The organism is Streptomyces sp. NPDC026062, assembly GCF_055568375.1.
On record NZ_JBVHOQ010000006.1, the window covers coordinates 257,289 to 270,590 of the forward strand.

Here is a 13,302-nt window from a genome sequence, read left to right on the forward strand (position 1 = left end):
CCGGTGAACACCGACACGACGACATCCCCGGACCTCACACTGCGGGGCTTCGCCGCCGAGCTCGACGCCTGCCACGACAGGGTGTCCCCGGGCGGTCCGGTGGTCTCCCTCGGTGGCTGGGCCGTCAGCTCTCCGGCGCTGGTGACCAACGGCACCGAGGTGGCCGGCAGTCTGGGGGCGCTTATGGCGCAACGCGGCGGAACACCGGCTGTGGTCCGACAGCAGGAGGAGTTCGCCGACGCGTTGATCCGGCTGCACCTGGAGTGTGTACGGCAGGTACTGAACAGCGCGGTCGCCCGGCTCGGCGAGCGGGTCTCGGAGGGCGCCAGCCTGCTGAACCGGCAGCTCGTCCAGGGCGCTGTGGCCGATGTGGCCCTGGTTCTCTCGGAATCGGACAACCTGCGGAGGCTTCCCCTGAGCACTCCGCGACGACGCCGGCGCATCCACGTGGATCTGGTGGACGCGGGCCGGACGGCGCTCAGGCTGCACGGCGCGAGTGGCTTCGTGGCCGGGGGACCGGGGACCGTCCTGTACCTGGCCGAGGTTCTGGGCCATACCTACCTGCACCCGCAGCAGCGGGGATCGGAGGCCGGAGATGACTGAGCCCACCGGCGAGCGGATCCACGCGCTGCGCTCCTATGTACGGGAGGCCGGCAGGCAACTACGGGACATCGGGCTGGAGATCGACCGCGACCCGGAGGCGATCAAACGCCGGCTGGGACTGCCCGCCGTGGACATCATGCGCGGCTGCACCATTCCGGTGGAGTACCTGGACTCACCACTGCGCATCGGCCCGTACACCTACGACATGAGCTCCTGCCTGGAACACACGGTCACCATCGAGGAGTTGAGCTACGGCGACGCGGGATTCATGCTCGCGTGCCCCGGCCCGCTGATGTCGGGGGTCGCGGTGGGCTCCCTGGGGGACGACAAACAGCGCCACGCGTACTACGAGCGCATGGCCGGTCCTGACCCCGTCTGGACGTTCTTCGGGCTCACCGAACCGGCCAAGGGCTCGGCCGCGACCGAACTGGAGACGACGCTCGTCCCCGAGGGGGACGGCTTCCGGCTCTCCGGTGAGAAGCGGTATGTGGGCAATGCCGCGTACGCCCAACTGGGCGTCGTGTTCTGCCGCCGGGCACCCGGGCCGCTGGGCATCGAGGCGGTCCTCGTGGACACGGACGCTCCCGGATTCCACGCCGAGCCGATCCCGACCGTGGGCATGCGCGGAGCGCGCATCTCCGCCATCAGGCTCGACGGCGTACGCGTGGAACGTGAGCAGATTCTCGGCTACGAGAGCCTCAGGCCGAGCCGGCGCGGGCTGGTCGGCGCCATCCGCACGCTCCAGCGATTCCGTCCGGTGCTGGCCGGAACCATTGTGGGACTGTGCCGCGCGGTGCTGGAGCACGTGCACGAGCAGCGCCCCGCTCTGAGGGGCGGTGCCCGGTCGCGGCTGGAGGACATGGAGGACCGGCTCGCCGCCGTCCGCTTCCAGAACTACGAGGTGGCCGCGGCCATCGACGCCGGCCGAGTGCGTGCCGATCACATTGCCGGGGTCAAGACACGGGCGGCGGAGCTTGCCGAGCACTGCACCCTGGTGGCCGCGGAACTGATGGGCCCCGGCGCGCTCCTGGAGGATCCGCTGTTCAACAAGCTGTACCGGGACGCCCGGGCCTTCGAGTTCATGGAGGGGACCGGCCACATCCAGCGGCTCGCCGTCTTCCAGGGCGTACTCAAGGGGACGTTTCTCAACTAGCGGGACACCGCGGAGAGCAGGGTGAGCACACAGTGTGGATCGGTGTCGACGTCACGCACGAGGACGAGCTCGCGGCTCTGCTCACCCGTCCGTGGTTCCGTGACTACACGTACGCCCCCGAGGAGCTCCGGACCGCCGCCTCCTTCGGCGCCGAGCGGGCCCACGAGTTCCTCACCGGCCGCTTCGCGGGCAAGGAGGCGGTGCTGAAGGTCATCGGTACCGGTGTGGGGGCGGGGGTGACCCCGCGGCAGGTGGCCATCCTGCGCACGGAGGGCGGGGCTCCCCAGGTCCACCTCCGCGGTCCGGCGCTCCGGCACGCCCGCGACCGTGGCATCACCGATATCAGTGTGTCCGTGACGCACAAGAAGGGCGTGGTCGTCGCCGTCGCGATCGGCGTGCCCGCGGCCCTGTGCACCGACCTCGAATCCTCGCGCTGAACCGCGGGGCGCGCCCGATCGGGCTGTCGCCCCTCCGCTGTCAGGCCACGGCCTGATCCGGCCCCAGGGAGAGTTGTGTCCCGTCGTCTGTTCACCTCGGAGTCCGTGACCGAAGGGCATCCGGACAAGATCGCCGACCAGATCAGTGACACGATCCTCGACGCGCTGCTGAAACAGGACCCTGCCGCCCGGGTCGCCGTCGAGACGCTGATCACCACCGGCCAGGTGCACGTGGCCGGCGAGGTCACCACGACGGCGGACGTGCCGGTGGCCCGGCTCGTCCGGGACAAGATCGTGGAGATCGGCTACGACTCGTCGTCCAAGGGCTTCGACGGCGCCTCGTGCGGTGTATCGGTATCCATCGGCGCGCAGTCCCCGGACATCGCCCAGGGCGTCGACAGGGCGTACGAGGAGCGGGTGGAGGGCGATGACGACGCGTTGGGCCGGCAGGGCGCGGGCGACCAGGGCCTGATGTTCGGCTACGCGTCGGACGAGACGCCTGCGCTGATGCCGCTGCCGATCCACCTCGCGCACTGCCTTGCCCGCAGGCTCACCGAGGTCCGCAAGGACCGGACCGTCCCCTATCTGCGCCCGGACGGCAAGACACAGGTCACCATCGAGTACCTGGGCAGCGTCCCGGTACGCCTGGACACGGTTGTTGTCTCCTCCCAGCACGCCAGGGACATCAGCCTGGACGCGATGCTGGCCCCGGACATCCGGGAGCACGTCGTCGCACCGGTGCTGGCCCGGCTGGCCGAGGACGGCATCAAGCTGGACACCGAGGGCTACCGGCTGCTGGTGAACCCGACTGGCCGCTTCGAGATCGGCGGCCCGATGGGCGACGCGGGCCTGACCGGCCGCAAGATCATCATCGATACGTACGGCGGAATGTCCCGCCACGGTGGCGGCGCCTTCTCCGGCAAGGATCCCTCCAAGGTCGACCGCTCCGCCGCCTACGCGATGCGGTGGGTCGCCAAGAACGTCGTTGCCGCAGGTCTCGCCGCACGCTGCGAGGTCCAGGTCGCGTACGCCATCGGCAAGGCCGAGCCCGTCGGGCTCCTCGTGGAGACCTTTGGTACCGCCACCGTTCCCCAGGCCGCGATCGAGAAGGCCATCGGCGAGGTCTTCGACCTGCGCCCGGCCGCCATCATCCGCGACCTCGACCTGCTCCGTCCCATCTACGCCCGGACCGCCGCCTACGGCCACTTCGGCACCGAGATCCCCGACTTCACCTGGGAGCGCACCGACCGCGCCGAGGCACTGCGTGAGGCCACCCGCATCTGACCCGTTCCGGTCCGGCCGCGGAGCGAAGGGGTGCGCTTCCCGTACGCGTCCGGGAGGCGGACGGGGCCCGAGCGCGGTCGATCAGCCGGGCGGCGCGCGCTCTTCGGACCGTTGCCCGCCGCGCAGATCACCGCCGCCGCGCGGCGGACGCGGACGCGCGGCGGCGGTCCGTCGCACTCGCCCCGTTGTGCCCGTCGAGTGCGATCACGGCTTGCGAACCCGGCCGCGTACCTCAGCCGTTGAGGAACTCCGCACACCGGTAGGGGCCCAGCACGGTGCCCTCGGACGGCCGCAGGACGACGTCGACGTCGTTGGTCCTGACCTTCGGCCGGAGTACGGACTGGGTACGCGCCAGCGTGCAGACCAGCTGCCCCGTGCCCTGGTCACGTCCCGTCTCCGGATAGATGTCGTAGATGTGCACCGTGATGTGGGCGCCCGTTCCGGTCACCGAGAAACCGGGCAGCTGGAGGAAGGAGGTGAGGCCGGCGGCCTGTTCGGCGGGCGGCGGTCCCTTGAGGAGCAGCTTGACCACCGTGTCGAGGTTCTTGATCTCCGTGTCGAGCACGGGCACCCCGCGCAGTCCGCCGGCGGACGCGAAGTACAGCCGCGCCCCGCGCGTCGGCCCGGACGCGGGCTCGCCCGCGCCTATCACTCCGGTCGGCTGGACGCCGCAGCCCATGAGGGCGATTCCCAGCGCGGCGCCCACGACTCCCTGCCCGGCCTTCACTCCGTGTCCTCTCCGTCGCGCCGCAGGGGCAGCCGCAGCGTGAACACCGCGCCCCGCCGCTGTCCTTCGGCGACGTCGATCGTGCCGCCGTGCAGCCGTGCGTTCTCCAGCGCGATCGCCGTACCGAGGCCGCTGCCCTGCCCGCTGTCGTCGGCCGTGCCACGCGTGCGGGCCGCGTCCGCCTTGTAGAACCGGTCGAAGACCCGCTCCCGGGCCCCCGGCGGCAGCCCGGGGCCGTGGTCGGCGACCTCCAGCGTCAGCCACTCCCCGTCCGCCGCGAGGGCGGTCCCGAGGGTCACGGTGACCGGCGGGGCTCCGTGCCGCAGCGCGTTGCCCACGAGGTTCGCGACGATCACGTCGATACGTCGCCGGTCGACCACCGCCCGTACGTTGTCGTCGAGGCGCGTCCCCACCCGGTCCGTCCAGCCGCGCAGCGCCAGCGACGCCCGTACGGTGTCGGCGAGGTCCGTCTCGACGGCGTTCAGCCGTACCGTCCCCGCGTCGAAGCGGGAGATCTCCATCAGGTCCTCGACCAGCCGTGCCAGCCGCGCCGTCTCCGCGCCGACGGTACGGGCCGCCCGCGCCGCGTCCGGCGGCAGCTGGTCGGCGTCCTCCTCCAGGACGGTCGCCACCATCGTCATCGCCGCGAGGGGGGTGCGCAGTTCGTGGGACACGTCCGCCACGAAGCGGCGTGCCTTCGCCTCCTGCTCACGCAGTTCCGCGTCGGAGGCCTGGAGTGCGTCGGCGGTCTCGTTGAACGTCCTTGCCAGGTCGGCGAGTTCATCGTGGCCGGTGATCGCGACCCGGCTGCCGAGGTCTCCCGCCGCGAGCTCACGGGTGGCGCGGCGCAGTCTCCGTACCGGACGCAGGACCGTCCTCGCGGCCAGCAGCGCGAGGACCGCGGCCAGCAGCACCACCGGCACGGTGCCCGTCCGCACGGAGTCCAGCAGGGCGGCGGTGTCGTCGCGCTCGGCCCGCAGATCGGTGATCGCGAAGACCTCCAGGCCGGAGGTGCGGCGGTCCCCGTCGGCGTACCTCACGGGCATGCCGACGACCAGATAGGGCTCGCCCCGCCACACCACCCGCTGGAACCGGGCCTCGTCCCCGCCGCGTACGGCGGCGCGCAGTTCGGGGGTGATCCGGTCCTCCGTCCGGGCGAGCGAGTCGGATGCCGCGACGAGGCCCTGGTAGCGGGTGACCACGATGCGGGAGCCGATGCCGTCCGAGACCTTCGCCGCGAAGCGGGACAGCGACGACTGGTCGGGCGGTACGTCGAAGTCTGCGGCGACCGCGGTGACCCGTTCCCGGAGGTCGTTCACGGCGGCGTTCTGGGTGCGCTGGAGGACCGCGGTGCGGGCGTCCCGGTACGCGAGGGCGGTCGCGGTCACCGCGCTGACGAGGGCGACGACGACGAAGGCGACGACGAGCCGGATCCGCAGCCCGCCGACGAGCCGCCGGGAGCGGTTCCCCGGGGCGGCGCCGGGCAGGCCCGCTTCCGGGGCGGTGCCGGGCGGACGTGCTTCCGGGGCGGTGCCGGGCAGGCCCGCTTCCGTACGGTTCACAGCGGCCCGAAGCGGTAACCGAAACCCCGCACCGTCTGTATGTACCGCGGCTTCGCCGGTACGTCCTCCAGCTTCGCCCGCAGCCGTGCGACCGCCGCGTCCACCAGCCGGGAGTCGCCCAGGAAGGTGTGGTCCCAGATGGATTCGAGGAGCTGCTCGCGGCTGAGGACCCGGCCGGGGGAGGCCGAAAGCTCCAGCAGCAGCCGCAGTTCGGTGGGCGGCAGCGCGACCGGGTCGCCGTGCTTGGTGACGGTCATCCCGGCGCGGTCGATGCGCAGGCCCCCCAGGTCGGGCGGTACGTCCGGCCGGCCGGAGGCGGAACCGGACGACGGCTCCGCACGGCGCAGGGCGGCCCGGATGCGGGCCTCCAGGACGGGCGCGGTGACCGGCTTGACCACGTAGTCGTCGGCGCCCGCCTCCAGTCCCGTCACGATGTCCTGGTCGTCGCCTCGGGCGGTCAGCATGATGACCGGCAGGGTCGCCGAGCGGGCGCGGATGCGGCGGCACACCTCGAAGCCGTCCATGCCGGGCAGCATCAGGTCGAGTACGGCCAGTTCGATCCGCGGGCCCCGCTCGCCGGCCAGCAGGGCGAGGGCCCGCTCGCCGGTGTCGGCGGTGTCCACGCCGTATCCGTGCCGGCGCAGCACGAGCTCCATCCCGTCCCGTACGGACGCGTCGTCCTCGATGAGCAGCACATGCGGCATGGGGCCGATTATGGGCACGCGGGGGCCGTTCGCGACTACTCCGCACGGGGGTGGAGGCGCGGGCCGGGGGCATTGTTACGTTCCCATCATGTGGCCATGGCAGGGCCATCATCCGCGGTGGCGAACGTGAAACGCATGAGATTCCTCAGGACGCCTTCCCGTACCACCGCCCGGTTGCGCATGGCCGTCAGGACGCCTCCCCGCACCACCGCCCGGCTGCGCACGGCCGTCGTCGTGGCCGTGCCCGTACTCGCCTTCTCCGTCGCCTGCGGCGGCGGTGACAGCTCGGGCGACACGAAGCAGGGCGACGCGATCGCCGACGTACCGGACGCGCCGTCCGCGAGCGCCGCGGAGAAGAAGAGCGGTCCGGGCACCCCGACCGCGGGCAAGGGCGCTTCCTACGACGCCCATATGAAGTACGTCCAGTGCATGCGCGCCAAGGGCGGCTACAAGGACTTCCCCGACCCCAAACTCAGCGGCTACTTCGACTGGGAGAAGATCAACGAGATCGGCTCCCAGCCCGGCCGTAACGAAGGCATCAAGGGCGGCAGGAACGGCGTCTGTGCCGACGAGTTGCAGGCCGCCCTGACGGCCGAGCCCCCGATCGACCAGCAGAAGGCCTACGAGTCGATGCTCGCGCACGCCCAGTGCATGCGGGACAACGGCGTCTCCAAGTTCACCAACCCGACCATGAGCGGGGGCAAGGCCCAGCCGGGCGGTCAGCCGAACCCGATGTCGCGGGCCTTCGACGAGGACTCGCCGTCGTACAAGCAGGCCCGCAAGGCGTGCGAGACCAAGCTGCTCGACGGTCTGGACGGCATGCAGTGAAGCGCCGCACCGCCTTCCTCGTACTGGGCACGGCGACCGTCGTCGCCGTCGCCGGCACGGGGGGAATCCTGTTCCGCGGTGACGGCGGCGCCGCGGACGCCTCCGGCCGGGGCGGCGATCTGCCGCCCGCCACCACGGCCGTCGTACGCACCGACCTCGTGCGGTCCACGACGGTCGACGGCACACTCGACTTCGCGCACCGCCGCGCCGTCAGGTCCGCCGTCGACGGCACGGTCACGGTGGCCGCCTCCGAAGGGGCGACGGTGGCAAGAGGGCAGACGCTCTACGAGCTGAACGACAAGCCCGTCACGCTCCTCTACGGACCGGTCCCGATGTTCCGCGGGATGAAGACGGGCGACCGGGGCAGTGACGTACTCCAACTGGAGCGCAACCTGCGCGACTTGGGGTTCGGGTCGAAGCTGTACGTCGACCCCTGGTACGACAAGGACACCGAGGCCGCCGTCAAGCAGTGGCAGAAGACCCTGAACCGCGACACCACCGGAAGGGTCGGCAGGGGTGATGTCGTCTTCCAGCCCGACCGGGTCAAGGTGGCCAAGGCCGACGCGGCGCTCGCCGACCAGGTCGTCCCCGGCGGGACGGTCCTGACGATCGCCTCCACCCGGCCGGTCGTCCGGGCGCAACTGGAGCAGACCGACGGCGCGCTCACGTCGAGCGGCACCAAGGTCGAGGTCACGCTGCCGAGCGGGAAGACCGTGGCCGGCAAGGTCGCCGGGACGGTGCGCCCCGAGGAATCCGCATCCGAGGGCGGAGCGGCCGCCCCGGAGGGCATCACCGTCGAAGTCGTCCTGGACGGCGGGGCGGGCGCCGCCGCCGGTGAGGACGCCAGGAAGACGGCGAGCGTGAAGTTCGTCAGCGAGGCGCACAGGGGCGTCCTCGCGGTTCCCATCGAGGCGGTCGTCGCCCTGCGCGGCGAGAACGGCGGCTACGGGCTCCAGGTCGTCCGGGGCGCCACGTCGACGATGGTGCGGGTGGAGACGGGCATGACGGCCGACGGGCAGATCGAGGTCAGTGGCCCCGACGTGCGCGAGGGCATGAAGATCGGAGTGGCGAAGCCATGACGCCCGGCCCGGTGATCGAACTGCGGGACGCCACCAAGTCCTACCCCGGCGGCGTCCACGCGCTGCGCGGAGTGAACCTCACTGTCGAGGAGGGCGAACTGCTCGCCGTCGTCGGCCCGTCCGGCTCGGGGAAATCCACGATGCTCAACGTCATCGGCACGCTCGACAAGGCCACGACGGGCAGCGTCCGGGTCGCCGGGTACGACGTGTCCGAACTCTCCGACTCCCGGCTCTCCGCACTGCGTGCCCGCCACATCGGCTTCGTGTTCCAGCACTTCCATCTGGCGGCGGGGCGCGACGCGGTGGACAACGTCGCCGACGGGCTGCTGTACGCGGGCGTGCCGCTGAAGGAACGGCGCGCGCGGGCGCGCGAGGCGCTCGCCGAGGTACGGCTGGACCATCGCCGCTCGCACACGCCGAACGAGCTGTCCGGCGGCGAGAAGCAGCGCGTGGCCATCGCCCGTGCCCTGGTGGGCGCCCCCCGGCTGCTGCTGGCGGACGAACCGACGGGGGCGCTGGACACCGCGTCCGGTGCGATCGTCATGGAGCTGCTGCACGAGCTGCACGCGTCGGGAACCACCATCTGCGTGATCACCCACGACAACGAGATCGCGGACTCGCTGCCGCGCCGGGTCCGCTTCAGGGACGGCGAGATCGTCTCGGACGCGTACTCAGGCACGCGCCGGGCCGCCTCACGCGGGAAGGAGGCCGGTTCATGAGGAACGGCCTCAAGCCTTCCCGTCTCTCCGTCGGCGACGTGTACGGAAGAGGCCGGTTCATGAGGAACGGCCTCAAGCCTTCCCGTCTCTCCGTCGGCGACGTGTTCCGCGTCGGTGCGGTAGGCCTTCGCGCACGTCGCGCGCGCGTGGTGCTCTCGGCGCTCGGCATCGCCATCGGTATCGCGACCATGGTGGCGGTCGTCGGGCTGTCCGAGTCGAGCCGCGCGGACCTGATGTCCCAGCTCGACCGCCTCGGTACCAACCTCCTGACCGCCGAGGCGGGCGAGGACGCCATGGGCGGGGAGATCAAGCTCCCCGAGAACGCGGTCGCGATGGTCGAGCGCGTCGGCCCGGTGCGGTACGCCACGGCCACCGCCGACGTCGACGCCCGCATCCGCCGCAGCGACGTGGTCCCCGACGAGCGCACCGCCGGAGTCACCACCCAGGCGGCCCGCCTCGACCTGCTGTCCACGCTCGGCGGCAGGATCCACAAGGGCGCCTGGCTGAATCCGGTCGGCGAACGCCTCCCGACGACGGTCCTCGGCGCGGTGGCCGCAGACCGTCTCGGCATCAGCCGCACCGGCGAGACGATCATGATGAACGACACGCGCGTGGTCGTGGTCGGGATTCTCGAACCGATCGAACTGGTCCCCACCCTGGACCGGGTGGCCTTGGTCGGATTCCCGGCCGCCGAGCGCTACTTCGGCTTCGACGGCCACCCCACCACCATCTTCGAGCGTTCCACGGACGCCTCGGTGGAAGACGTCCGCGCGATCCTCGCCCGCACCATCAGCCCCGGCAACGAGGCGGGGGTCAAGGTCTCCCGCCCCTCGGACGCGCTGGCCGCCAAGGCCGCCACGGACGAGGGCCTGACCACCCTGATGCTGGGCCTGGGCGCGGTGGCACTCCTGGTCGGCGGGGTCGGCGTCGCCAACACCATGGTCATCTCCGTCCTGGAACGCCGCCAGGAGATCGGCCTGCGCCGCTCGCTGGGCGCGACCCGCAACGCGATCCGCCTCCAGTTCCTGACGGAATCGCTGCTCCTGTCGGCCCTGGGCGGAGCGGCGGGCGCGCTGCTGGGCGCGGCGGCGACCTACGGCTTCGCGCAGGTCCAGGGCTGGACGGCGGTCGTCCCGCCCTGGTCCCTGGCCGGCGGCCTGGCCGCCACCCTCCTGACCGGCGTGATCGCGGGCCTCTATCCGGCGATCCGTGCCTCCCGTCTCCACCCGACGGTGGCGCTGAACGCGGCGTGAGGGACGGGGTTTGGGGGACGCCGTACGACGACGGTGTGTGGTGCGCGGGGGAGCGATCGGGGGACCGGAAACGATCGGGGGACCCGAAAGCGTCTCAGGACTCCTGCTGGCGCCGCAGCGCGTCGGCGAGGGTCAGGAAGACGGCCAGGTTGGGGAAGCCGGGGGCCTCAAGCGACATCCAGGGCTTGCGGTCCCCATGACGGCGAATCTCCACGCGTCCCTGTTTCACATCGACCCGTTCCACCTCCGGCCAACCGATGCGGCGGCTGCCCAGCCCGACACCGGAGATGTCGACGTCGACCAGGCCGAAGCGGATCCGTTCACCGGCTTCCAGCCGGGCGGTGTCCCGCGGAACCCGTGCGCGGCTGAACGCGGCGCTGAGGCCCTCGGCGAACGGGACCATCCCGCTGAAGTCGTCCCCCACCACGATCGTGGCACCTTGCTCCGACACGATGGTCAGCCGGCGCGTGGTGGCACTGGTGACTCCGTTGGTCACCTTGATGTCCTGCCGGATGACAGAAGCGATCTCGTCCCAGGTGTATGCCTGTGTCTCCCCGCGGTCGGTGTGCCACAGGGCGCCGTGCTCGTACCAGGCCACCCAGACCTTGGGCGGCGAGGGACGGAAGAGCCGGACGAAGAGGATGAATCCTACGAACCCCAGCGGGATCGCGGCGAGAATGAGCAGCGGGAGCGAGTAGTACCAGGCGCCCTGCTCCCGCTGGTCCTCAATCGCGTACGACAGAGCCAGCCACCCCAGGAACACGCCGAGCACGCCGAACGGCAGCACAGCGCCCCACGGGAAACGCTTCGGCTCGCTCTGCACCAGCCCCTTACGCGCCCCCAGCCCGCGCTCCTTTGCCGCGGCACGTAACGCGTGCGGGACCTGTGTGGCATTACGCTCAGACGACATCCAAGCCTCCCCCACCCGGAACCAGAGCGCCATTATGAGGGTCCTGTGTTCGCGTGCGGTAGAGAGCCGCCACCTGCTGATCCGTCAATTCAGCCCCGGTCAGGCATGGTTGGCCCGCCTGGTGATTCAGGCGGCACACCATCACCGCAGAGACGCGGCAGTTCCGCCCGCCGCTCACAGCCCGGTGGCCCCGCCCGTGCCGCAGGTCATGGGGAAAAGGGGCTCGTCAGAGAGGGATGCTGCGGACCTGGTTGCCGCAGAGCTTGGCCATGTTGTCGCCTCCATGACGCTTTTCGCCCCGGTGGCCAGGACGGTTTCCTGGGAGTGTATGAAAAGGAAGCAGAAAACCGACCCGGTAAATGTTCTGTGGGCTGGGCTACTGGTGCTCCCCTTCCTCTGAATTGATGAATTCCTCAAGAGATGTCAGCAGGGCGACCACGGCAGTGGCTTCTTCCTCGGAGGTGCGAGGGGCGTTCGGATCCCAGAGTGAGATTCTTCCCGGAAAGGCCCTTTTTAGTACGAGCCAGACCCAGCTCATATTCGAGCTGGCCTCGAAATCCTTATTGAGCCATGCGTGAAACTTCTGGAGCTCCCCTCGCGGATCGCCGGCAGAGTATCCGTAGAGGAACGAAACATGAGTGGCGAAGGTTCCGTCCACTCCAAACATGAGCGGCCTTTTGCGGAGGTGAGGTAGGATTTCGTGAAGCATCAATCGAGTGGCCTCCAATGCAGGATATCGAGATAGTTGGGGTCCCATAGTTCGTCGTATTCTTGCTTGCTCAGGCCGGTTCGGCCGGTGAAGCCGTCGTAGACGCGCCCGTTGTGCATGACTACGTCATGGTGAAACCATGCTGGGTCGGTGTTCCTGTAGGGCCCCATAGCGAAGTTCTCAGCGAGCGGGTCGGGTATGGCGTTGCTTATTCTGTAGCGGGTCCCACCGCCCAGCCGCTCCTGAATCTGCACAGCTACTTCCTCGCAACCGTTCCAGTTACTCGGGTCCTTGATGTCCAGCGGCTTCCAGTCGTCGCCGAGGTCCGGGTAGTCGGTGGGTGCCAGACCCAATGGGTCGGCCTGCGAGTGCGGGTTCTTTACGTACGTGTTCGGGTTGGGGGCCGGGGCGAGGCCGAGCGGGTCTGGCGTGGTGTATCGCGCGGTCTGTGGGTCGTAGTAGCGGTGGTGATTGTAATGGAGACCGGATTCCGGGTCGTAGTACTGGCCGGGGAAGCGGAGCGGCGTGTACGCGTAGGCGTTGCTGTTCCATGTCGTGGAGCCCCAAAGGGTGGCCTGTGCGCGCCAAGCAATTTCACCGGATGTGCTGATGAGCTCGGTGGGTGCACCGATCAGATCGGTGGCTATGGCGAAGAATCGTGTATCGATTTCGTGCTGAGTGTGACCATCGATTCGGCGTTCCGTCTGGGCAATGGGAATCTGGCCATGGTGATCCCAGGTAAGCGTGACCGGGGTGGGCACTACACCGGGATGCGTAGTGGTTTGTTCGGCAAGGACGCTACCGTCCCAGCTGAACACGGTCTGCTCGGCCACTGATATGCCGTCCGGAGACATGCGCTGCTTTCGGCGGCGGCGTCCGAGTGCGTCGTAGGAATAGCGCCAACAGGCCCCGTCAGGAGTTTTTATGGCGGTGAGTCTGCTGTGAGCGTCGTATGAGTAATGCCAGGTGTCGGGCTTTTTTGACAAGCGGGCCTTGGTGCATTTGACCAACCGTCCGGCATTGTCGTACTCGTACCGCTTCGCTCCTGCTCGCATCAAGCGATTGCCGCTGTAGGTGCGGTCGCCCATGGCGTCGCTATCAAAGTGGTGTCCCGAAAGAACGGCTGCCGTCTGATTTCCTACAGAGTCGTAGGTATAACTTTCGGTCAACTTATTGATCAGAAACTCATTGGGTTCACTCGTCGAGGACGTATCGGACGTGCGGGGCTTTGAAGTAGCCGGTGACGATGTGGGGCTGGCGCTGTCGGCGGTGGAAGAACCTGCGGGTTTCAGTAGCGAGTTCGGCCCGGTTTCTGGCCCGCTGGGTGTGGGGCA

At 69.7% G+C, this 13,302-nt stretch carries 14 protein-coding genes; 8 read left to right on the forward strand and 6 right to left on the reverse strand.

The genetic code is table 11. The features are described 5' to 3' along the window. Positions 1-3 precede the first annotated feature (3 nt). The 4 genes from ACZ4LX_RS08110 (at position 4) to metK (ending at position 3,477) form a co-directional block, all read left to right on the forward strand. Positions 4-603: a hypothetical protein gene (locus ACZ4LX_RS08110; protein ID WP_467639961.1), complete on the forward strand. Its 600-nt coding sequence runs from the start codon at positions 4-6 to the stop codon at positions 601-603. After that, positions 596-1,756: an acyl-CoA dehydrogenase family protein gene (locus tag ACZ4LX_RS08115; protein ID WP_467639958.1), complete on the forward strand. Its 1,161-nt coding sequence runs from the start codon at positions 596-598 to the stop codon at positions 1,754-1,756. Before ACZ4LX_RS08110 ends, ACZ4LX_RS08115 begins: the two co-directional genes overlap by 8 nt. Positions 1,757-1,788: 32 nt before the next feature. Next, the gene (locus ACZ4LX_RS08120; RefSeq protein WP_467639955.1) at positions 1,789-2,193 is read left to right on the forward strand and encodes a holo-ACP synthase; all 405 of its coding nucleotides are present in this window, start codon (positions 1,789-1,791) and stop codon (positions 2,191-2,193) included. 75 nt (positions 2,194-2,268) lie between these two features. Beyond that, a complete protein-coding gene (gene metK, locus ACZ4LX_RS08125; protein WP_467639952.1) occupies positions 2,269-3,477 on the forward strand; it encodes a methionine adenosyltransferase in 1,209 nt (402 codons plus the stop codon). A gap of 232 nt (positions 3,478-3,709) precedes the next feature. Here metK and ACZ4LX_RS08130 read toward each other — a convergent pair whose 3' ends face one another. The 3 genes from ACZ4LX_RS08130 to ACZ4LX_RS08140 form a co-directional block, all read right to left on the reverse strand. Beyond that, on the reverse strand, positions 3,710-4,204 hold the full coding sequence (locus ACZ4LX_RS08130; RefSeq protein ID WP_467639949.1) for a GerMN domain-containing protein: 495 nt from the start codon (positions 4,202-4,204) through the stop codon (positions 3,710-3,712). Further along, complete coding sequence (locus ACZ4LX_RS08135; RefSeq protein WP_467640540.1) at positions 4,201-5,643, reverse strand: ATP-binding protein; 1,443 nt, start codon at positions 5,641-5,643, stop codon at positions 4,201-4,203. Before ACZ4LX_RS08135 ends, ACZ4LX_RS08130 begins: the two co-directional genes overlap by 4 nt. 119 nt (positions 5,644-5,762) lie before the next feature. Then, positions 5,763-6,470 (reverse strand): response regulator transcription factor, encoded by a 708-nt coding sequence (locus tag ACZ4LX_RS08140; protein ID WP_467639946.1) that lies wholly within the window; start codon positions 6,468-6,470, stop codon positions 5,763-5,765. Between the two features lie 135 nt (positions 6,471-6,605). Here ACZ4LX_RS08140 and ACZ4LX_RS08145 point away from each other — a divergent pair, with 135 nt between their 5' ends. From ACZ4LX_RS08145 to ACZ4LX_RS08160, 4 genes are read left to right on the forward strand one after another with little or no spacing between them, the layout of a single operon-like run. Further along, the gene (locus ACZ4LX_RS08145; RefSeq protein WP_467639943.1) at positions 6,606-7,298 is read left to right on the forward strand and encodes a hypothetical protein; all 693 of its coding nucleotides are present in this window, start codon (positions 6,606-6,608) and stop codon (positions 7,296-7,298) included. After that, entirely contained in the window at positions 7,295-8,377 is a 1,083-nt protein-coding gene (locus tag ACZ4LX_RS08150) for a peptidoglycan-binding protein (RefSeq protein WP_467639940.1), read from the forward strand. The genes ACZ4LX_RS08145 and ACZ4LX_RS08150 overlap by 4 nt, the downstream gene beginning before the upstream one ends. Then, positions 8,374-9,096: an ABC transporter ATP-binding protein gene (locus ACZ4LX_RS08155; protein WP_467639938.1), complete on the forward strand. Its 723-nt coding sequence runs from the start codon at positions 8,374-8,376 to the stop codon at positions 9,094-9,096. Before ACZ4LX_RS08150 ends, ACZ4LX_RS08155 begins: the two co-directional genes overlap by 4 nt. 59 nt (positions 9,097-9,155) lie before the next feature. After that, positions 9,156-10,349, forward strand: coding sequence for an ABC transporter permease (locus tag ACZ4LX_RS08160; RefSeq protein WP_467640538.1), 1,194 nt, complete (start codon positions 9,156-9,158; stop codon positions 10,347-10,349). A gap of 94 nt (positions 10,350-10,443) precedes the next feature. On the opposite strand, the gene ACZ4LX_RS08165 is transcribed toward ACZ4LX_RS08160, so the two are convergent. The 3 genes from ACZ4LX_RS08165 to ACZ4LX_RS08175 form a co-directional block, all read right to left on the reverse strand. After that, the gene (locus ACZ4LX_RS08165) at positions 10,444-11,259 is read right to left on the reverse strand and encodes a DUF6585 family protein (RefSeq protein ID WP_467639935.1); all 816 of its coding nucleotides are present in this window, start codon (positions 11,257-11,259) and stop codon (positions 10,444-10,446) included. Positions 11,260-11,635: 376 nt separating this feature from the next. Then, positions 11,636-11,917, reverse strand: coding sequence for a hypothetical protein (locus ACZ4LX_RS08170; protein ID WP_467639932.1), 282 nt, complete (start codon positions 11,915-11,917; stop codon positions 11,636-11,638). A 50-nt stretch (positions 11,918-11,967) separates the two neighbouring features. Continuing rightward, on the reverse strand, positions 11,968-13,137 hold the full coding sequence (locus ACZ4LX_RS08175) for an RHS repeat domain-containing protein (protein ID WP_467639929.1): 1,170 nt from the start codon (positions 13,135-13,137) through the stop codon (positions 11,968-11,970). Positions 13,138-13,302 lie beyond the last annotated feature (165 nt).

Excerpts from the sequence above, each read along its gene's own strand:
- ACZ4LX_RS08165 (WP_467639935.1), bottom strand. The coding sequence starts at position 11,259 with ATGTCGTCTGAGCGTAATGCCACACAGGTCCCGCACGCGTTACGTGCC.
- ACZ4LX_RS08115 (WP_467639958.1), top strand. The coding sequence starts at position 596 with ATGACTGAGCCCACCGGCGAGCGGATCCACGCGCTGCGCTCCTATGTA.
- ACZ4LX_RS08155 (WP_467639938.1), top strand. The coding sequence starts at position 8,374 with ATGACGCCCGGCCCGGTGATCGAACTGCGGGACGCCACCAAGTCCTAC.
- ACZ4LX_RS08145 (WP_467639943.1), top strand. The coding sequence starts at position 6,606 with ATGAGATTCCTCAGGACGCCTTCCCGTACCACCGCCCGGTTGCGCATG.
- ACZ4LX_RS08140 (WP_467639946.1), bottom strand. The coding sequence starts at position 6,470 with ATGCCGCATGTGCTGCTCATCGAGGACGACGCGTCCGTACGGGACGGG.
- ACZ4LX_RS08160 (WP_467640538.1), top strand. The coding sequence starts at position 9,156 with ATGAGGAACGGCCTCAAGCCTTCCCGTCTCTCCGTCGGCGACGTGTTC.